Origin of the sequence: Aeromonas popoffii, assembly GCF_000820025.1 — a bacterium.
Lineage (GTDB): Bacteria > Pseudomonadota > Gammaproteobacteria > Enterobacterales > Aeromonadaceae > Aeromonas > Aeromonas popoffii.
Genome location: NZ_CDBI01000079.1, coordinates 24,238 through 42,655, shown reverse-complemented (window position 1 = coordinate 42,655; position 18,418 = coordinate 24,238). Strand labels below are relative to the sequence as shown.

The following is an 18,418-nucleotide window of genomic DNA, read 5'->3' as shown; positions in this document are numbered from 1 at the left end:
CTTGTGCCCACTTGCGCAGAGCAAACAGGCATAAGAAAAAATCGCCGGGATGGAAAAGTGAATAGCAAGCGGCAGGAGATCCCCGTCAAACACGCAGATGGCAAAAAGGGCACCGCAAGCAGTGCCCTTGTGTACCCCGTTACGCTTCGATCGGGGCGCGCCAGTCATCAGCACCAGAGGTACCGGCAACGGTGTGCTCCCAGTCAATCTTGCGGTAAGCAAGAGAGACCTGGATAAGCTGGGTGAAGTCGGATTTCGCCGGGTCTTGGCAGTGCGGCATCTGGCAGTCGATGTCAACGATGGTGGCATCGGTCAGCACGGTAGAGAAGAAGTGCTCCTGCTTGCCTTCCACAGAGGTGCGGTACCACTTCAGGGTCACTTTCGGCAGCATCTCGCCAGAGGCCAGGGAGTTGTACATCAGCGGCACAGCTTTGTTCAGCGCAACGGTGAATTTGAACGGCTTGTGGACACGCTGACCAGCAGGCTGACCGGATTGCGGGTCAGTCGGTACAGTTACCTGGTGATTGAACTCTTGCACCAGCATCTCGTCTTCGTGACCTTGTACGAAGATGTTACCGACGGAGTCGGAGGTGAAGGCACCGGCAGTGATGTTGCCCTGAGTTTTACCTTCGATGCTGATATAACATGGAGTTGGCATGTGTATGCTCCTAAATAGGTTGGTTAAATGAACTAGCACTCGACCAAACCCTTAGCAGTGACCATGCCACTTTTTAGATCTCTTATTTATCAGTCACTTACCTTCCAGACCACACACCGAACACTCAGCCACGAGCAATTTCTCGCTCAAACAACCAAGATACATCGTCAAATGTTGCGCATGCAGCAATTTAATCTGTAATGTGAGCAATTTATTGCACAAAACAGAATCATTGACCATCCTCATCAACGTTCCTCACTAACGCAGCATCGATATTGAGCCGCACCAGCCCCTGCTTGAGCGCCCAGGATATCGCCTGGCTTTTATTGCTAGCTCCCAGCTTCTCGGCAATACGCTCCAGGTGAAAGGTCACCGTTCTAGGGGTGATGCCCAATATCTGGGCAATATCGCTCACCTGTTTCCCCTCTGCCGCCCATTGGCATACCTCCAGCTCCCGCAAGCTTAAAGGGTCACGCGGTGGCATTGCTGACGAACACACTCGTGCGACGGCTTCGAAGACATGGCTTGATAGCCAGCTAAGAAAAGGAACCGCGCCAAGCCATTGATGTTCAGTGCGTGGTGTCCGCGTGATAAGAGAGAGCAGCCCTACATGACCGTTAGGCCCATGCCAGGGGATCGTGATGCCATCACGCAGACCAGCATCATGTGCCTGCAGCATCACCTCAAGCCCATCGATATCTTGTTGGTCGCAACACTCGGTGATGAGATTAGCCCACAGGATCGGCGTGCTCTGCGTCATCCCTTTGCGCACCACAGGGTCTACAGTAAAAAATCCCTTCTCGTCATAAGTCTGCACCCACGGGGCAGGACAGCCATTGAAAATGCGCACCTCGGGACGCTGGATAGAGCTTGGCGAGATGAACCCCAGCCGAAAGTGGTCAAAGCCCATCTGCAGGCTGAGGGCGCGCAACAGCGCGACTATGGTGTGCTCGTCAGTGGCCGTGTCGAACTGGGTGATGAGCGTCAGTGCGTCGGCAGTATTGAGAAAATGAAACGGGGTAGTGGTCAAGCATTCAGCTTACATGCGATAAAACGTACTAAATAGTACCAACAATCAAACAGATAGCACACGCCCTCACCAGGAAATAAGAAAATGGCTACGCAATCAATCGGCATGAGCCCACAGGCCTGGATTAGGAACTCGTCAATCTGACGGTCTTGCGCGAGCTGCGCAGCCAGGTATTTGGGCGTGCGGCCCTGACCGGTTCAGGTGCGCGCTTGCCCATTCTCGACATAACGGTACGTCGTGCAGATGCCCGTTTCGCTTCGGGGCTGGTAACGGCGGCAGGAGCAGTGCCAACCGGCATTGTTGCCCAAATCGATGCGGTTGGAATGGCATTAACTGAGAAGGCGGTGATCTGATCACCACCATTCCTTTCAAGTCTGCATCCATGGGCAAGGCGCTTCACCCCATCACCCACAGGTCTTAATACAACAAGTCTCTGATTAACCGTGGCGCTCTCACCTTCCGGGTTGATGCCGACGCCATGAACAACGGGTTCCATCACGGGCGGTGGGCCGAAGTCTGCTCCTCACTGGCTATCTGATATAACCGCTTTATAATCGGCCCGCATCACCCTTAGCCGGATCACATCATGTCTACCATCAACACGCTGACCGAGTTTCTGACCCAGGCCGATACCCAGTTTCAACTGTTCGACATGGGTCGTCAGGTGCGGCCGCTACCGAGCGATACCTTCGTGCGCATCGAGCAGCAGCAGGAACCCTATCCCTGGCCCCTGCAACAGCACGCCTGGCTCGGCGTCCACTTCTTCCAGCCAGCGGAGTCCAGGCACTACCTCTGGTTCCTCAAGTTTGCGCTCGATGAGCGCGGCCTGCTCATCGGCAGCGGCCCCAAACTCTTCATGGATCAGGTGGTCGAGACCCTGGGCTACAAGCTGACCGGTGATCTGGATGAAGAGAAGGCCCAGCGACTGGCCGACAACCCCTACACCTTCCGCCCGGCCGAGGCCAAGATGGCCAGCCTGCATGCCAAGCTGGCCCGCCAGCTGGAACAGGCCCCTTCCGCCTACTACGACGCCCTGTGTCACTATCTGGCAGCCCCCGGTGACGAAGGCTGGCAGGCGCTGGGCCTGCAAGGCTTCGCCGACATGGCCGAGCGGCTGCAGGACGAGCGCAATCTGTCACTGGTGTGCAAGGCGCTGCCAAAGCTGCCCCAGGCGCCGCTCTACGCCCTGTGCCAGAGCCTGGAAAATGTCCCGCTGCCACCGGCCGTGCAGGGTGCCCTGTTCGAGCGCATCGGCAAGGAGCAGGAGGGCGCCGAGCCCGACCCCGAAACACTGGCCTACCTGTGCCGGGCGCTGGCCTCGTGCAACGGCAATACCATGCGTACCAACAAGCTGCTGACCCTGCTGCAAACCCAGCCGAGCCCGGCCCTGCTGCTCGCCATCGCCGGTCGCCTCTGGCCCGACCTGAAGGTGCCGAACCTGCTCGGTCTGTTCCTGGAGCAGTTGGCGCTGCAACCGACCCAGTTCTTCAATCAGGTGTTTGCCGAGCTGGTGACCCTGCCAGCCCTGCGCGATGATATGCTGGCCAGATTGCGGGATCCGGCGCGAAGCGATGCGCTAGGTCAGGCCATAGGTCGCCTGTTTGCCGCAGCGTAACGGTCGATGGAATAGCGGCCGGGTGGCTCGCCACCCGGTCCACACAAGGCCACATCACACAGAAGGAGCCCTCGATGGGTGAAATGCTCGGTATCTTGCTGCTTATCTTCATCGGCGCAGCCTTCTGGCATCAGCGCCGCCAGGCCGAGCTCGCCTGGCAATACATGCGCCGTTACTGCCAGCATCACGATTTGCAGCTGCTGTCGCTGGCACGCAGCCACCGTGCGCTGGCGCACCAACCGCTGCGGCTCTTGACCTACTACGAGTTTGAATTTTCCAGCGATGGTGAGAGCCACTATCAGGGACAATTGCGCATGCAGGGACTGCACATCGTCGGCGTCGACCTGCCCCCCCATCGCATGCCATCCCAGTAAGCCAGCCAGTGCGGCTCCCGCTGGCCAGAGACCAAGTCGGGCCAGCCACTTTGCCTCTAACGTGTGCCATCGCAATAGCAAGCCGGCACGGATCCGGACCTATAATTTTTCAGGAATGCCTCCCGGGAGAGATGAGATGGAATTCCTGACCCACGACCTGTCCGCCCTGTTTGCCCAGCTTGGCCTGGCCAACGACGAGTTGAGCCAACACCGCTTCATCCACGAACACAGGCTGGACAATCAGACCCTGCTGCCCGAGGCCGCTTTCTGGACCCAATCCCAGGCCAACTTCCTGCGCGATGCGCTCTGGGATGATGCGGACTGGTCAGAAGCCATCGATCAACTGGATGTGCGGCTGCGCCAGAGCGATTGAGCCTCCTCCTCTCGCCAGCCCGCTTTCCAGACGAAGGCGGTTTGGTTAAGCTCTGTGCCCCGTCCAGCCCGTATTACCGCCATCCTGCGCAGGAGCCCTCATGTCCGCCCAAGAGATCATCCGCATTGCCAACGAACTGGCCGCGAAGGGGATCACCCCCTCCACCGCCATGGTCAAGGCTCGCCTCAGCCAGCCCGTGCCCATGGCCGAGCTGCTCAAGGTGCTGAGCCAGTGGAAACAGCAACCCCAGCCCACAGAATCATCCGCGGCCACCACGCCTACGGTTGCCAAGCCCGAGATGGCGGCCGATGCCGTCAACCTGCAGCAGCTGAGCGAGCAGCTCAACCGGCTCGAGCAGAAGGTCGATCGCCTGACCACCCTGCTGCTTCAACGCCAGCCGGACTGAGCCCCATGTACATTCTCGAACTCAGCTTTGAATGCTATCGCGATACCTCCCTCGGTGAGGCCGAGCGGGCCATCGTCAACTACCTGGACATGCTGCGCTATCAGGGCCAGATCCTTGGCCGGGAGTTTCCCACCAGCATGCAGCAGGGTCAGTTCATCAGCCGGGTAGTCTGCCCCGAGCAGGACAGCCTGCACCCGGACAACCAGAGCGAGCAGGTCAAACTGGCCGAACAGCAGCTCAATCAGGCGGGACTGCTCGCGCCAAAACTCCAGCTGCAAGGCGTGGATCTGCTCTCCGATAGCACGGATCCTTGCGGCCACACCGACGAGCGGCCGAGCTGGATGCTGCTCTACACCAGCTTCCTGCACACCTGCTCGCCACTGCGCTGTGGCGACCACTTCGCCCCCATACCGCTCTATCGGCTGCCCGCCATTGCCAACGGTGACCACAAGCAGATCATCAAGTGGCAGGAGGATTGGGAGGCGTGTGATCAGCTGCAGATGAACGGCTCCATCGCCGAACACGCGGCATTGCACGAAATAGGCGAGGTAGGCAGCCGGCTGCAACGCCGTGGCAGCGATCTCGGCAAGCGGCTGGAGGCCCTGAGCGGCATTCCTACCTATTACTATCTCTACCGGGTCGGCGGGCTGAGCGCCGCCGAAGAGAAGGCCCGCCCCTGCCCTGGCTGCGGTGGCGAGTGGGCGCTAGCCGAACCGCTGCACGAGATCTTCGATTTCAAGTGCGATCCCTGCCGGCTGATCTCCAACCTCTCCTGGGACTTCAAGGATTAGGCGCCACGCCAACCTGTGATAAAGGGGCAATGAAAAAGAGCCTTGCCAAGCGGCAAGGCTCTTTTCGTTCGAATTGGTGCAAGGCCCCTTATTGCGGCAAGGTCTCCAGCCGCGCGAGAAAAGCGGACAAGGAGGGCGCCAGCACCAGACGGCGACCGGAGTCGAGCCACTCCAGCCACACCTGGCCACTCTCATTATCAAGGGAGATCAGCGTCATCTCGTGGCGGGTGGTGGCGATGAAGATCGATGGCGCACGCTTCAACTTGCGCAGCATCAGCAGGTGGCCGATGAGGTTTTCCCTGAGCAGGTCCAGATCCGCCTCGTTCCACGGCAGGATCAACTCAAGGCGCAACCCCTTGTAGGAACAGGGAATGGGGCGGCTGAACCAGTGGCCAAACAGGGCAAGGGCTGCGGGATGCAGCACCAGCTCCAGCGCATCGGCCATGGCCGTGAAATCCGCGGGTTCGCTGCGCTGATACGGACGCCAGGCGACCCGCCCTTCTCTGGGCTCATCCAGCTCGCAAGGGGAGCGCCAGTCTGCCTCCCATTCACACAGGGGCAGTCCTCGCCTTGCCTCGCCATCACGCTGCCAGCGTAAAAAAAAGTGTTCCAGGGCAGACAAGACTTGATCCGACATCGAAATTCCCCACAATTGCTGCCAAAGTCCGCTATTGCACCATCAAAGCCGTGAGCAGACAAGGTGAAGCGCGAGACACCGCTACTTGGCGGCTATCCTCCCGCGGCACCGACCTGGGGCCAGGCTGCCAGTGCAATGGCTCATTCAACGTCCGGATCATCAAACACATGAGCAAACAAGAGAGATACGCAGGTGCCCACGCCTTGCAGGGGCTGAGCCTGGGCCAGCAGTCTGCCTACATCAGCCAGTACTGCCCGGCCCTGCTGCAACCGGTACCGCGCAGCCTGAACCGCGACGACCTCGGCCTGACCGGCACACTGCCATTCCAGGGTTGTGACGTCTGGACCCTGTACGAGCTCTCCTGGCTCAATGCCAAAGGCAAGCCCATGGTCGCCGTCGGCGAGATCTCAGTCCCGGCCACCAGCGTCAACCTCATCGAATCCAAGTCGTTCAAGCTCTACCTCAACTCCTTCAACCAGACCCGGTGCGACTCGCTGGAAGCGGTACAGGCGCTGCTGGTCAAGGATCTCAGTGCCTGCGCCGGCAGCGATGTGAGCGTCACCCTGTTCCCGCTGACTCAGGCACCTCATCACATTGCGACCCTGCCGGGGGAGTGCATCGATGAGCAAGACATAGACGTGGACTGTTACGAGTTCGATGCCGAGCTGCTGCAAGGGGCGGCGAGCAATGAGGAGGTGGAAGAGACACTGCACAGCCACCTGCTCAAGTCCAACTGCCTGGTGACCAGCCAGCCGGACTGGGGATCCGTGGTGATCCACTATCATGGCCCGCGACTGGATCGGGAAAAACTGTTGCGCTACCTCATCTCGTTTCGCCAGCACAACGAGTTCCACGAGCAGTGCATCGAGCGGATTTTCACCGATCTCAAGCACCTATGTCGCCCTAGCCAGCTGACTGTCTATGCCCGCTATACCCGCCGTGGTGGACTGGACATCAACCCGTTTCGCAGCGATTGGGAAGTTCCCCCAGCCAACCTGCGCCTTATCCGCCAGTAAACGCCGGGCGCAGTTGACAAAGAGGGGCCTGGATCCCAGGCCCCTTCCTCCCCCCCGCCAGTAAACGCTGGACGTGCAGGGGGGGGCTTGGATAACATGCCCACACCCCTGTGCTGTCCTTAATCCAATGAATCAACTGTTTTTTCTGGCAATGATGATGTCCTCCCTGTCGGCTCCTAATTTGGATCTGGCCAAGGAGCAGTTGTCTATCGATCTGCAGCAGGCCCAGACCCTGGTGCTCACCGATCCTGCCAGATGCGTCCAGATCACCTCGGCCTTCCTGACGCGCACAGCCAATAACCCCAAGCAAATCATCAGCAATCGCCAGGAGTACGGCTATCGCGAGCCATTGCTGAGCTATGGCACGGCCGCCCAGGCCACCAGCGCCCATCTTCTCAAGGGGGAGTGTCTGCTGCAACTGGGCCAGTTCCAGGCAGCCCAGAAGTCGCTCGATCAGGGCATCGCCATGGCTGCCAAAGAGCAGCAACTGGAGTTGCAGGCCCACGGCCTCTATCTCAAGGTCCGCAGCCAGAATCTGCAGGATCACTCCCATGGTGCCAGCGCAAGCCTGCTCGGCCAGCTGGAGACCCTGCTCAGCAACCCCAGCCTCAAAGAGAGCCAGCTGCAGGTCTACAGCCGCTTGCTGCGCACCAACGCCAGCATAGAGGCACACCAGTTCGACGAGGCTAAACGCCAGCTGGCCGAGGCACGGCGCTGGGCAGACAAGACCAGGGAGCCGCTGGCCAGTGCCTGGGTCAGCGCGGTGAGCGGCGATCTCTACCATGCCCTCAGGCAGCCCCAGCTCTCCCTCGGTGACTACATCGACGCCCAGCAACAGGCCAGGGGGCTGCAGGATCCCCTCTTCCTCGGGCTGCTGTCGAACCAGATAGTGAACCTCTATCAGGCGGAGCATGAACCGCAGAAGGCGCTGCAGTATGCCAATGAGGCCGCCAACTACTTTCATGCCCTCGGCAACCCCTCCCTGCTCAGCGATTCGCTGATCGTGCTCGCCCGCCTCAACCGGGAGCAGGGCGAAATGAACATGGCGCTGGTCTACTTCTTCAATGCGCTGGATCTGCTGGACGAAGGCAACAATCGCACCCGCATCGCCCATCTCAAGTACGAGATAGGCAAGACCTATCTGCAAACCGGCAACCTGACTCTGGCCCGCAACTACCTCACGGCGGCCCGTCAATCCCACGAACTGGGGGACGACAAGGAGCCGCTCATCGACACCCTGCTGCTACTGGGTGAGCTGCACCTCAAGCAGAAGGAGGACGGCATCGCCATCCTGCAGCTGGAAAACGCGCTGGCGCTGGCCAACCAGATCGGCGATGCCCAGCGCCAGTTCGAGATCTTCCGCCTGCTCTCGGTGGCCTACGAGCAGAAGGGCCACCTCCAGCAGGCGCTGGACAGCTACAAGCATTTCCACCAGCGCAGCGAGCAGGTACGCCAGCAGCAGGTCGATCTGGAGCAGGAGGCGATCCGCGACAACTATGTCCAGGTGGAGCGGGAGCAGCAGATCAAGGAGCTGGAACAGCAGCTCAAAACCAGCCGGCATCAGCAGGATCGCTACCTCTGGTCGAGCGTCATCACAGGCCTGCTGCTGACCCTGTTCATCTATTTGTTCTTCACCCTCTGGCTCAAGCTCCGCGTCGCCCGCCTGCAAGGCAAGCAGCGGGGTGAGGCCATCTTGATCGAGCCGCGCACCGGCTTGGCCAACTGGCAGCGGCTGATGAACCGTTGGCCGCGCGAGATGGCCAGGCGCCAGCAAACATCAGAACGCTGGTATCTGAGCGACCTGCCCACCAGCGAATTTGACGACAAGCTGCACTATCTGTTGTTTAGAGTGCCCTTCCTGGTCAACAGCATGGAACATCACGGCTATCAGGTGAGCCGCGAGATAGAGCAGGCCTTCGGCAGCTATGTCAACGGGCTGACACCGCAGGATGGGCGCATCTATGACCTGCGTGAAGGTCATTTGCTCTACGTGGTGCCCCAGCGCCATGTGGAAGATCTGCACCGGCTGGCCCAGGATCTGCTCGCAACCTTTGCCGCCTTCCCCTGCCAGCACCCGCTGGAACGCCACATCAGCCTCGGCATCGTCAGCCACCCCTTCCTGCCCAAGGCAGCGACCGCCCTCGATCACCACGGCCTGTTCGACCTCTGTTATCTGGCACTGGCAGGAGCGATTCAGCTCAGTGAAAAACATCAGCAAAGTGTCTGGCTGGAGCTGGCCGCCATCGATTGCCAACAGGCCGCTTTTTTTAATGGGGATGTGTGGCAATGCTGCTTGATGGCAATTGACAAGGGACTGGTAAAAGTAAATTCTTCTCATGAAAAGCAATGGGTTAATTGGCTTCGACTTTCACGGACGAAAGCGCCGGATGGCCAATGACAACATAGATAATCAATTGGGTCTGGAACCGGGTTCGACCGCCGTTGCTATCCAACACAAAAACGATAATGACAACAGGGCGACCTGAATAATGAATGATATCGCTGCCGTAGCAGGACAATTGGCCAGACTCAGGGAATCCCTTCAGCAAAAGCAGCTGGAGCTCGACGGCGTGCTCTCGTTTTCCGATGCAGAGCGTGCTCGCGGCATCCAGTTTATCAACAAGTTGATGCTCTCCTGTCGTGGCTTCGACCGTGAGCTGGACAATCGCTTCGCCAAGCTCAAGCAGAAACTGGATAACAATCCCGCATTCACCTCGCTGGACGCCGATCTGCTGGCCATTGAAAAACTGCTGCAGCAACACAGCAATGCGCTGGAAGAGTCCATTACCCTGACCAAGTCCGCCATCGACCTTGGCTCCAAGCAGCTCAAGTCCATCAAGGGCTTCCCGGAGGATACCCGCAAGTCCCTCAAGGCGTTTCTGGCAAGTCCGGATGGCTATGGCATTGGCGATCATCAGAAGAAGGTGATCCGGCTGCTGGAGTTCTACCAGCAGGCCATCAAAATCCAGCTGCTACCGACCCAGCCCCTGCAGGATCCCGTCGCCAGCACGCCTGTCATCGCTATAGCCGAACTCTCTTGCCCCGAGCCAACCATCCCGTTTGATGCCAAGACCCATGCCCACATAGCCGACGAGTTGCAGCGGCTCATCACAGAGCTCGACTTTGCCGGTGCCATCGGCGAGAGGCTGGCGGATATCCGTCGCCAGCTGCTCCATGGCATCACGCCGCCGCAGCTGGCCGAGATCTGCCTGCAGGTGATCGAGCTCATCATAGAGGGCACCCGCGAGGAGCGAAAATCCTCCCAGGCCTTTCTGAGCACCCTCAACGAAAGCCTCTCGGCGGTGCATTTCAGCTTCACCGAATCCCTCGACGAAGGGCGCGCCCTGCAAAGCGCCACCCAGGATACCCGTCAGGCCATCGACAAGGAGCTGCGCGCCATCGACCATACCCTGGCCAGCAACGACTCATTCGATGAGCTCAAGGGCGCTATCTCGGGCCACATGGGTGCCATCAATCTGCTGTTACAGGACAGGGAAGCCATGGCCGCCCGCGAGCGTCACCTGCTCACCCGCCTCTCCAACATGGAGGCCAAGCTGCGACTGATGAAGGAGGAGACCGCCGAGTACAAGAAACGGCTCACCATCCAGAAACACAAGCTGTTCCTCGACAGCCTGACCCAGGTGCATAACCGGGCAGCGCTGGACGAGCGGCTCGAACTCGAATACAAGCGCTGGCTGCGCTACGGCACACCACTCTGTCTGGCCATCATCGACATCGATCACTTCAAGAACATCAACGACAACTACGGCCACATGGCCGGTGACAAGGCGTTGAAGGTGGTTGCCAAGGCGCTGCTGGGTGCCCTGCGTGACACCGACTTCATCGCCCGCTTCGGCGGCGAGGAGTTTGTAGTGCTGCTGCCGAACATCAACCCCGAGAAGTACCAGAAACCGCTGGAGACCCTGCGCCAGACCATCAAAAGTATCCCGTTCCGCTTTCGCGATGCCAGGGTCGAGATCACTATCTCCATCGGTGCCACCCTGTTCCGGGAAGGGGATAACACCTCGGATGCGTTCGAACGGGCCGACAAGGCGCTCTACAGCTCCAAGCATTCGGGCCGGGATCAGGTCAACCTGGGCTAATGGCAGTCTAAAAAAGCAGCAAACGCACTTCTTCCCTATTCCCCTGCCCCACCGCTTACCTCTACTATCAAATTCAAGGGATTCCACATGGCATCCCGTTTTCTCCCCAGGGAAAAGCACAACGATAACAAGCGAGTGAAAGGGGAATCTATGATTACGCACATCAATCCTGTCGGCAGCATGGACTTGCTGTCACAACTCGAGGTCGATCGCCTCAAACAAACAGCCTCCAGCGATATCTATCAACTGTTTCGCAACTGCTCGCTGGCAGTGCTCAACTCAGGTAGCCATACCGACAGCTCCAAAGAGATACTGGAGCGTTTCAAATCCTTTGATATACATGTGATCCGGCGCGAGCGTGGGGTCAAACTCGAACTGTTCAATGCCCCCGAACACGCCTTTGTGGATGGCGAAATCATTCGTGGCATTCAGGAGCACCTCTTCTCCGTGCTGCGCGACATCCTCTATGTCTCGACCCAGCTGGAGTCGAACCGGCTGGTCAACCTGACCAGCTCCACCCACATCTCCAACGTGGTGTTCGCCATATTGCGTAACGCCAAGGCTATCCTGCCGGGTGCGGATCCCAATCTGGTGGTCTGCTGGGGCGGCCACTCCATCAACGAAATCGAGTACCAGTACACCCGCGCGGTGGGTAACGAACTGGGGCTGCGCGAGCTCAATATCTGTACCGGCTGCGGCCCGGGGGCCATGGAAGGGCCCATGAAGGGCGCCGCCGTCGGCCACGCCAAACAGCGAGTGCGCAATGGCCGTTACATAGGGCTGACCGAGCCGTCCATCATAGCCGCCGAGCCGCCCAACCCCATCGTCAACGAGCTGGTGATACTGCCGGATATCGAGAAACGGCTGGAGGCCTTTGTGCGTCTGGGCCACGGCATCATCATCTTCCCGGGCGGTGTCGGCACAGCCGAAGAGCTGCTCTACCTGCTCGGCATCATGATGCACCCCGCCAACGAGCGGCAGCCCATACCGATTATCTTGACCGGTCCCAAGGAGAGCGCCGATTACTTCCGCGCCATTGATGACTTCGTCAAGGCAACCCTGGGTGAACCCGCCACCAGCCTCTACCGCATCATAGTCGGCGATGCGCCGGAAGTAGCCCGGGTGATGAAGGAGGCAATGCCGAAAATTCGCGAATATCGCAAATCCGTCGGCGACGCTTACTCCTTCAACTGGTCCCTCAAGATCGAGCCCGAATTCCAGCTGCCATTCGAGCCGGATCACGCCAACATGGCCAGCCTGGATCTGCATCGCAATCAGCCGCCCCAGCTGCTGGCGGCGAACCTGCGCCGTGCCTTCTCCGGTATCGTCGCTGGCAACGTCAAGGAAGGGGGCATTCGCGCCATCGAGAAGAAGGGCCCCTTCAAGCTGCACGGCGACAAGGAGCTGATGCACCTGATGGACAAGCTGCTGGAGAGCTTCGTCAAGCAGCAACGGATGAAGCTGCCGGGCAGCCAGTATGTGCCCTGCTACGAGATAGTGCGCTAAGGCAGGCACGCAATACGAAGAGAGGGGCGCATTGGCGCCCCTCTTTACTGACTGGCGTCTGGCACACGGATGCCATCAATCCCCCATCAGGGCGGACTGTTTGTTACAATGGCGCGTCTCGACCGCCAAGAGTGTCCCATGTCAACTATCAGGCCACACCTGCTCATCATTGATGCCCTCAACCTCATCCGTCGTCTGCATGCGGTGCAAGTCCAGCAGGCGCTGACCCCGGCCCAGGCGCTGATCGCCACCCGCGCCAACCTCATCAACACCTGCCGCAAGCTGCTGGCGGGCAGCGAGCCGACCCACGCCATCGCCGTATTTGACGGCGAGGTGCACAGCTGGCGCAAAGAGGTCTATCCGGCCTACAAGGAGGGGCGAACCCCCATGCCGGTCGAGCTGCGCGAAGGCTTGAACACCTTGCAGGATGCGTTCTGGGAGTGCGGCGTGGATGCCCTGCTCTCCCAGACCGACGAGGCAGACGATCTCATCGCCACCCTGTCCAGCGGCATTGCACTGCACGGGGCAAGGGCCACCATCATCTCCACCGACAAAGGGTTTTGTCAGCTCATCTGTCCGCAGATCCAGATCCGTGACTACTTCAACAAGCGCTGGCTGGATGCCGCCTTCGTCGAGCAACAATATGGGGTGGCACCGGTGCAACTGGTGGATTTCTGGGCCCTGACCGGCATCGGTGGCTCCAACATCAAGGGGGTGCCCGGCATTGGCCCCAAGACCGCGACCCAACTGCTGCAACAACATGGCGATCTCCCGGCGCTGCTCGCAGCCTGTCAGCAGGAGGGCGCCAGCAAGCCCTTGCTCAAGCTGCGCCAACATCAGGATGAGGCCCTGCTGGCCCAGCGGCTGGTGCAGCTGCAGCGGGACATTCCGCTGGGGTTCAACCTGCGGGAGATACGTTATCCGCCCGTGCCCGACAGCGAGACCTGACAGGCTTCCCGCCATGCTCCCGCTATCCTGCCAATCATGACGGGACTCACCTTTGCTGTTGACAAAAGCAGATAGAATGTAAAGAAACATGGAGGGTTAGGTGTAGAAATGGTATAAAACGGCCGAATCCTCCCCCTCTGTTCCCTAGAAGTGGATACGTCTCATGTCAAAAAGAAAAATTACCGTGATCCCCGGCGACGGCATCGGCCCCAGCATCATTGAATCTGCCATCCAGATCCTGACCCACGCCGGTTGCGACTTCGAATATGAATATGCGGACGCCGGTCTGGTTGCCCTCGAGAAGCACGGCGAGCTGCTGCCCCAAGCCACCCAGGATCTGATCGAGAAGAACAAGGTCAGCCTGAAAGGTCCGCTCACCACCCCGGTCGGCGGCGGCTTCACCTCCATCAACGTCTCCTTGCGCAAGAAATTCAACCTCTACGCCAACGTCCGCCCCGTTATCTCCTTCAAGGGCACACGAAGCCGTTACGACAACATCGACATCATCACGGTACGTGAGAACACCGAAGGTATGTACTCGGGCGCCGGCCAGAAGCGCAGCGATGACAACAAGAGCGCCGAGGCGATGAGCATCATCACCCGCGACGGGGCTGAGCGCATCGTCAAGTTTGCCTTCGAGCTGGCCCGTCAGGAAGGGCGCAAGAAGGTCACCATCATCCACAAGGCCAACATCCTCAAGTCCACCTCGGGCCTGTTCCTGGAAGTGGCCCGTGAAGTGGCAGCTCGCTATCCGGATATCCAGAGCGAGGAGATGATCGTCGATGCCGCCTGCATGAACCTGGTGATGTACCCGGAGCGATTCGATGTCATGGTTACCACCAACCTGTTCGGCGACATCCTTTCGGATCTGTGCGCGGGTCTGGTGGGTGGCCTTGGCATGGCGCCGGGCGCCAACATAGGTGATGGTGCCGCCATCTTCGAAGCCGTGCACGGTTCGGCACCGGATATCGCGGGCAAGAACATCGCCAACCCGACCTCGGTGATCCTCGCCTCCATCCAGATGCTGGAATATCTGGGCATGCAGGACAAGGCTGAACGCATCCGGGAAGCTGTGCGCGCCACCATAGAATCCGGCGATCGGGTAACCCGGGATCTGGGGGGCACAGCCTCCACCAGCGAGTTCACCCAGTCCATCATAGATCGGCTGTGAACTAGCCTAATAGACTGATTTTAAAAGGGAGCCTCGGCTCCCTTTGTTTTATCTCGCGGCGCGCTCTCCCCCTCATCAATTGGCTACTATGTTCAATAGATAAGGGATTAGGAGATCCATTATGCTCGCTATTTTCAGCCTGCTGCTCATCAACAGCAGCGTCATGGCAGTAGATAGGCCGGTCGACAATGCCTGGAGAGAGCTACCGGCTGCCGCCACCCAGCAAGCCAGCCAGGTCTGGCGCTCCACCCTGGATACCAACGAGCTGCTCAAGGCCCCCAAACCGCTCTCCTTCGGGGTAGAAATCATGACGGACAGCGATGGCAACAAGCAGGTTACCGCCTATCCAACCCTGAATCTGACGGCAGAAAAAAGCGTAAGCCTCTCCTTTGAACAGCACAAACCCAGGATCAAATTCAAGGCAGCGGGCATGGACACCGCCATCAAACTCAGAGGGGATGGGGTAAAACTGCAGTTCAACCCGGTCGACAAGAGTATCCCCTTGCAGATTGAGCTCAAAGTCACGGATGACGAGTCATCACTGCGTCTCGATTACCGCTTCTGACATTGGCTGCATGGCGCAGATAGCAAAAGACCGACGGCATCACTGCCGTCGGTCTTTTTTCTGCTCACGGCAAGGGGCCGGATATCACTCCTTTGCTTCCAGCTTGGAAACCCAGTACTTGTTGTAGACGTGCACTGTGATCTCTTCGCGATCGTGATAGAGCTGCTTGGCCTGAATGACGAAGGCGTTGTCTATCTCCTTGAGCAGGCCGCGCAACACCTCTATGTTGTGCACCGCTTCGGCGTAACGCTTCTTCATCGGCAGCTTGAGGTTGAACATGGCCTCCTGGCAGTCGTTCTCGCGGAACCAGTCGGCGATCATGTGGGTCACCCGTGCTGGCTTCTCGACCATGTCGCACACCAGCCAGTAGATGTTCTTCTTGCTGGGCCGCCAGACGAAACCGTCATCACGCAGGTGCTTGACCTGACCTGTGTCCATCAGGGACTGTGCCATGGTGCCATTATCCACTGCGGTCACCATCATGCCGCGACGCACCAGCTGATGCGTCCAGCCACCCGGGCAGGCGCCCAGATCCACCGCCTTCATGCCGGAGGTGAGACGCAGGTCCCACTCTTCCCGTGGCACGAACACATAGAAGGCCTCTTCCAGCTTGAGGCTGGAGCGGCTCGGTGCATCTGGCGAACAACGCAGGCGAGGAATGCCCATGTGAAATTCAGAGTTGTTGAACGAATAGGAGTAGCCCAGCAACAGGTGATCATTGGCCATGAAGAAAGCATGGAACACCGGGCGGTGCGGCGTCTCTTTCTTGGTCAGGATCTCGTTGCTGCGCAGCGCCTGACGAAGCGGCACGGTGAACTTGCGGCAAAAAGCTGACAGCTCTTTTGCTTCGTTGGTATCAGCGGTTTCAACCCGCAGATCGCCGCAGATCGTGTATTCGCGGGTCGCTTCTATGATGGGCGAGATCCGGTCTGCAACATCCAGATCCTTCAGCTCGTGGGTCACCACCAGCATCTGACGGATAAAGATCAGCTCCCTGAATGGCAGTTTGCGCGCCAGCAGATCGGCCTGCTCCTCGTCATACAACTCGAATATCACATAACCGCTGTCGTCCTTGACCCGGGCGAAACCGTAGCACTGCATGTTACTGGCACGCTCGGTGATCTCTGCCGCCGCCTCTTTCTCAAAACCGGGGCGGCAATAAAGCAGCAGATTATTCATTCTTTCCTCCAAGACGACAGCCAGCCCATATCAGAGCCGCCCATCCCAACATAAAACAGAGGCCACCGGCCGGGGTAATGAGCCCCAGCCCCTTGCTGCCGAGCAGCACCATGGCGTAAATACTGCCGGAAAATCCGAGGATCCCCAGCACAAATGCGAAGCCAGCAAAGGTGATCACCTTGCTGCGCACACCGCACCAACCCAGCACCAGCAGGGCCAATGCGTGAAAAAACTGATACTGCACGGCGGTGTTGAACGCCGCCAGCTGCGAAGGCGTGACGCCGCTCGCCGCCAGACCGTGGGCGCCATAAGCCCCCAGCAGGGTCGCCGTCAGGCCAAAAAAACCCGCCAGCACCAGCCAATGTCGATGGATCTGCATCCTTAGCTCCCTCGTTGTCTCGTTCACCACCGTCAGGCCTCAACCCGGGTGGCGGCGATAAAGCCCTTTATCCGATCGGCCGCCTGTTGCAGGTTTTCCTGCTCGCTCACACCACTGGCTTTTCGCGGTTTGAAGCCATGGTCACCATCGGTCAGCCAGTGGACCGATACGTGGGGTGAGAAAGGAAAATCTGCCAGTTCGGCACGCGTGCCGAAGGTATCGCGCTCCCCTTGCAACAGCAGGGTCGACGTCTTGATTTGCTTGAGCACCTCGCCCCGCCAGCTGTCGGGCTTGGCCGGGGGGTGGAAAGGATACCCGAGAATGAGCAATCCTGCAGCATTCATCTCGCCCCCTCCTTCGCGATACAGCTCTGCCGCCATGCGTCCCCCCATGGACTTGCCCGCCAGAAACAGCCGGGGATGGGCGAATTGCCGCGCCATCTGGCGCCAATGGTCAAGCAACACCGGCTGCCTGTCCGGCGGCCTGCGCTTGCCATCCAGGGCCCGCTTGGTCATGTAGGGGAAGTTGAAACGCACCACCTCGATATCAGGCCCCGCCAACAGGCGTGACAACTCGGAAAGAAAAGCGTGTTCCATGCCGGCACCGGCGCCATGGGCCAGTAAAATACGAACGGGGGCATCGCTTGCCCCCTCCCTCATCACGTCACTCATCACGCCACCTGGCAGGTCTCGTTCGACAACATGCACCCGTCTGTGGTGACCTAGGCATCGGCTGCATCGGCGAGCCGTGCCCGGCGACGGGCCTCCTCCTGCTCCACCAACTCCAGCATCCAGTCGCGAAAGGCCACTATCTTGCCCTGATCGGACTGCTGCTCCTGGCACACCAGGTAGAAGGCGTTCTTGCTCACCAGCACCTGCTCGAACGGGCAGATGAGTCGGCCCGCTTCGATCTCTGGCTGGGCCAGCACGCTGTGGCCAAGCGCCACACCCTGACCGTGGATCGCCGCCTGGATCACCATGGTCGAGTGGCTGAAGATGGGCCCCTGATTGACATTGGGGGCATCTATGTCGAGCTGGCGAAACCAGGCCTTCCAGTCACGGCGAGAGGTATCGTGCAGCAGGGTATGACGGGTCAGATCATCCGGGGTGCGCAGCGGTTTGGGGCCGGTCAGCAGCAGCGGCGAACAGACGGGGATCAGATATTCGGTGTGCAGCTTGTCGGATCTCAGCCCTGGCCAGTTGCCACGGCCGTAGTAGATAGCCACGTCCACATCGTCGGTCAGCGACCCCTCGTCCATGTCCACCGCCTTGATCCGCACGTCTATGTCCGGATGGCGTTCGCTGAACTTCACCAGCCTGGGCACCAGCCACTGGATGGCAAAACTCGGCTGCAAGCTGACGGTGAGCGCCCCCTTGGCACTGCGGGCCAGTAGCTTGTCGGTCGCCTCCGAGATGGAGGTGAAGATGTCCTTGATGTCGAGGAAGTAGCCCTGCCCCTCCTCGGTCAGCAGCAGGGAGCGGTTCTTGCGACGAAACAGCTTGATGCCGAGATACTCCTCCAGCGCCTTGATCTGGTGACTGATAGCAGCCTGGGTCACGAACAGTTCTTCCGCAGCCCGGGTGAAGCTTAAGTGACGAGCCGCAGCTTCGAATGCTTTCAGTGCATTGAGCGGGGGTAAACGACGAGACATGAGACCAGCCGATGAT

At 59.4% G+C, this 18,418-nt stretch carries 20 protein-coding genes and 1 pseudogene; 14 read left to right on the top strand and 7 right to left on the bottom strand.

Annotated features, from left to right (window positions below; translation table 11 throughout):
* Positions 1-139: 139 nt before the first annotated feature.
* Both hcp1 and BN1129_RS16990 read right to left on the bottom strand, forming a co-directional pair.
* Entirely contained in the window at positions 140-658 is a 519-nt protein-coding gene (hcp1, locus tag BN1129_RS16995) for a type VI secretion system effector Hcp1 (protein WP_042019066.1), read from the bottom strand.
* 229 nt (positions 659-887) lie between these two features.
* Positions 888-1,688 carry a LuxR family transcriptional regulator gene (locus tag BN1129_RS16990; RefSeq protein ID WP_042038120.1) on the bottom strand — a complete coding sequence of 267 codons (801 nt, stop codon included), beginning with the start codon at positions 1,686-1,688 and terminating at the stop codon, positions 888-890.
* 209 nt (positions 1,689-1,897) lie between these two features.
* On the opposite strand from BN1129_RS16990, the gene BN1129_RS23555 reads away from it, so the two are divergent.
* The 7 genes and pseudogenes from BN1129_RS23555 to BN1129_RS16965 all read left to right on the top strand — a co-directional run bounded on the left by BN1129_RS23555 (position 1,898) and on the right by BN1129_RS16965 (position 5,247).
* The gene (locus BN1129_RS23555) at positions 1,898-2,041 is read left to right on the top strand and encodes a hypothetical protein (protein WP_157013450.1); all 144 of its coding nucleotides are present in this window, start codon (positions 1,898-1,900) and stop codon (positions 2,039-2,041) included.
* 29 nt (positions 2,042-2,070) lie between these two features.
* Positions 2,071-2,190, top strand: a pseudogene (locus BN1129_RS23550) (IS5/IS1182 family transposase); the annotation flags it as partial.
* A gap of 84 nt (positions 2,191-2,274) precedes the next feature.
* On the top strand, positions 2,275-3,303 hold the full coding sequence (locus tag BN1129_RS16985; RefSeq protein WP_042038119.1) for a DUF3549 family protein: 1,029 nt from the start codon (positions 2,275-2,277) through the stop codon (positions 3,301-3,303).
* Between the two features lie 74 nt (positions 3,304-3,377).
* Positions 3,378-3,677 carry a DUF3301 domain-containing protein gene (locus tag BN1129_RS16980; protein ID WP_042038118.1) on the top strand — a complete coding sequence of 100 codons (300 nt, stop codon included), beginning with the start codon at positions 3,378-3,380 and terminating at the stop codon, positions 3,675-3,677.
* A gap of 136 nt (positions 3,678-3,813) precedes the next feature.
* Entirely contained in the window at positions 3,814-4,050 is a 237-nt protein-coding gene (locus BN1129_RS16975) for a DUF2789 domain-containing protein (protein ID WP_042038116.1), read from the top strand.
* Positions 4,051-4,150: 100 nt separating this feature from the next.
* The gene (locus BN1129_RS16970; RefSeq protein WP_042038114.1) at positions 4,151-4,456 is read left to right on the top strand and encodes a hypothetical protein; all 306 of its coding nucleotides are present in this window, start codon (positions 4,151-4,153) and stop codon (positions 4,454-4,456) included.
* Positions 4,457-4,461: 5 nt separating this feature from the next.
* Positions 4,462-5,247, top strand: a complete 786-nt coding sequence (locus BN1129_RS16965; protein WP_042038113.1) for a Zn-ribbon-containing protein — start codon at positions 4,462-4,464, stop codon at positions 5,245-5,247.
* A gap of 88 nt (positions 5,248-5,335) precedes the next feature.
* On the opposite strand, the gene syd is transcribed toward BN1129_RS16965, so the two are convergent.
* Entirely contained in the window at positions 5,336-5,884 is a 549-nt protein-coding gene (syd, locus tag BN1129_RS16960; RefSeq protein ID WP_042038111.1) for a SecY-interacting protein, read from the bottom strand.
* A 167-nt stretch (positions 5,885-6,051) separates the two neighbouring features.
* On the opposite strand from syd, the gene queF reads away from it, so the two are divergent.
* The 7 genes from queF to BN1129_RS16925 all read left to right on the top strand — a co-directional run bounded on the left by queF (position 6,052) and on the right by BN1129_RS16925 (position 15,193).
* Positions 6,052-6,900 (top strand): NADPH-dependent 7-cyano-7-deazaguanine reductase QueF, encoded by an 849-nt coding sequence (gene queF / locus BN1129_RS16955; protein WP_042038110.1) that lies wholly within the window; start codon positions 6,052-6,054, stop codon positions 6,898-6,900.
* Positions 6,901-7,027: 127 nt separating this feature from the next.
* Positions 7,028-9,298 carry a tetratricopeptide repeat protein gene (locus BN1129_RS16950; RefSeq protein WP_042038108.1) on the top strand — a complete coding sequence of 757 codons (2,271 nt, stop codon included), beginning with the start codon at positions 7,028-7,030 and terminating at the stop codon, positions 9,296-9,298.
* Positions 9,299-9,389: 91 nt separating this feature from the next.
* Positions 9,390-11,003 carry a GGDEF domain-containing protein gene (locus tag BN1129_RS16945; RefSeq protein WP_042038107.1) on the top strand — a complete coding sequence of 538 codons (1,614 nt, stop codon included), beginning with the start codon at positions 9,390-9,392 and terminating at the stop codon, positions 11,001-11,003.
* Positions 11,004-11,153: 150 nt separating this feature from the next.
* Positions 11,154-12,509, top strand: coding sequence for a nucleotide 5'-monophosphate nucleosidase PpnN (gene ppnN, locus BN1129_RS16940; protein ID WP_042038105.1), 1,356 nt, complete (start codon positions 11,154-11,156; stop codon positions 12,507-12,509).
* 138 nt (positions 12,510-12,647) lie between these two features.
* Positions 12,648-13,457 (top strand): flap endonuclease Xni, encoded by an 810-nt coding sequence (gene xni / locus BN1129_RS16935; RefSeq protein ID WP_042038104.1) that lies wholly within the window; start codon positions 12,648-12,650, stop codon positions 13,455-13,457.
* Positions 13,458-13,620: 163 nt separating this feature from the next.
* Positions 13,621-14,628, top strand: a complete 1,008-nt coding sequence (locus BN1129_RS16930) for an isocitrate dehydrogenase (RefSeq protein WP_042038103.1) — start codon at positions 13,621-13,623, stop codon at positions 14,626-14,628.
* 121 nt (positions 14,629-14,749) lie between these two features.
* Positions 14,750-15,193, top strand: coding sequence for a hypothetical protein (locus BN1129_RS16925; RefSeq protein WP_042038102.1), 444 nt, complete (start codon positions 14,750-14,752; stop codon positions 15,191-15,193).
* 84 nt (positions 15,194-15,277) lie between these two features.
* On the opposite strand, the gene rlmM is transcribed toward BN1129_RS16925, so the two are convergent.
* The 4 genes from rlmM to BN1129_RS16905 are packed head-to-tail and all read right to left on the bottom strand — an operon-like array spanning position 15,278 to position 18,402.
* Positions 15,278-16,372: a 23S rRNA (cytidine(2498)-2'-O)-methyltransferase RlmM gene (rlmM, locus tag BN1129_RS16920; protein WP_042038100.1), complete on the bottom strand. Its 1,095-nt coding sequence runs from the start codon at positions 16,370-16,372 to the stop codon at positions 15,278-15,280.
* Entirely contained in the window at positions 16,365-16,751 is a 387-nt protein-coding gene (locus BN1129_RS16915) for a DUF423 domain-containing protein (protein WP_042038099.1), read from the bottom strand. Before BN1129_RS16915 ends, rlmM begins: the two co-directional genes overlap by 8 nt.
* Positions 16,752-16,783: 32 nt before the next feature.
* On the bottom strand, positions 16,784-17,422 hold the full coding sequence (locus BN1129_RS16910; RefSeq protein ID WP_042038097.1) for an alpha/beta family hydrolase: 639 nt from the start codon (positions 17,420-17,422) through the stop codon (positions 16,784-16,786).
* Positions 17,423-17,472: 50 nt separating this feature from the next.
* A complete protein-coding gene (locus tag BN1129_RS16905; RefSeq protein ID WP_042038096.1) occupies positions 17,473-18,402 on the bottom strand; it encodes a transcriptional regulator GcvA in 930 nt (309 codons plus the stop codon).
* Positions 18,403-18,418 lie beyond the last annotated feature (16 nt).

Coding starts and splice junctions, on each gene's coding strand:
- rlmM (WP_042038100.1), bottom strand. CDS start 16,372: ATGAATAATCTGCTGCTTTATTGCCGCCCCGGTTTTGAGAAAGAGGCG.
- BN1129_RS16930 (WP_042038103.1), top strand. CDS start 13,621: ATGTCAAAAAGAAAAATTACCGTGATCCCCGGCGACGGCATCGGCCCC.
- BN1129_RS16985 (WP_042038119.1), top strand. CDS start 2,275: ATGTCTACCATCAACACGCTGACCGAGTTTCTGACCCAGGCCGATACC.
- BN1129_RS16905 (WP_042038096.1), bottom strand. CDS start 18,402: ATGTCTCGTCGTTTACCCCCGCTCAATGCACTGAAAGCATTCGAAGCT.
- queF (WP_042038110.1), top strand. CDS start 6,052: ATGAGCAAACAAGAGAGATACGCAGGTGCCCACGCCTTGCAGGGGCTG.
- BN1129_RS16975 (WP_042038116.1), top strand. CDS start 3,814: ATGGAATTCCTGACCCACGACCTGTCCGCCCTGTTTGCCCAGCTTGGC.
- BN1129_RS16945 (WP_042038107.1), top strand. CDS start 9,390: ATGAATGATATCGCTGCCGTAGCAGGACAATTGGCCAGACTCAGGGAA.
- ppnN (WP_042038105.1), top strand. CDS start 11,154: ATGATTACGCACATCAATCCTGTCGGCAGCATGGACTTGCTGTCACAA.
- BN1129_RS16915 (WP_042038099.1), bottom strand. CDS start 16,751: ATGCAGATCCATCGACATTGGCTGGTGCTGGCGGGTTTTTTTGGCCTG.
- hcp1 (WP_042019066.1), bottom strand. CDS start 658: ATGCCAACTCCATGTTATATCAGCATCGAAGGTAAAACTCAGGGCAAC.
- xni (WP_042038104.1), top strand. CDS start 12,648: ATGTCAACTATCAGGCCACACCTGCTCATCATTGATGCCCTCAACCTC.
- BN1129_RS16970 (WP_042038114.1), top strand. CDS start 4,151: ATGTCCGCCCAAGAGATCATCCGCATTGCCAACGAACTGGCCGCGAAG.
- syd (WP_042038111.1), bottom strand. CDS start 5,884: ATGTCGGATCAAGTCTTGTCTGCCCTGGAACACTTTTTTTTACGCTGG.
- BN1129_RS16980 (WP_042038118.1), top strand. CDS start 3,378: ATGGGTGAAATGCTCGGTATCTTGCTGCTTATCTTCATCGGCGCAGCC.
- BN1129_RS16965 (WP_042038113.1), top strand. CDS start 4,462: ATGTACATTCTCGAACTCAGCTTTGAATGCTATCGCGATACCTCCCTC.
- BN1129_RS16925 (WP_042038102.1), top strand. CDS start 14,750: ATGCTCGCTATTTTCAGCCTGCTGCTCATCAACAGCAGCGTCATGGCA.
- BN1129_RS16950 (WP_042038108.1), top strand. CDS start 7,028: ATGAATCAACTGTTTTTTCTGGCAATGATGATGTCCTCCCTGTCGGCT.
- BN1129_RS16910 (WP_042038097.1), bottom strand. CDS start 17,422: ATGAGTGACGTGATGAGGGAGGGGGCAAGCGATGCCCCCGTTCGTATT.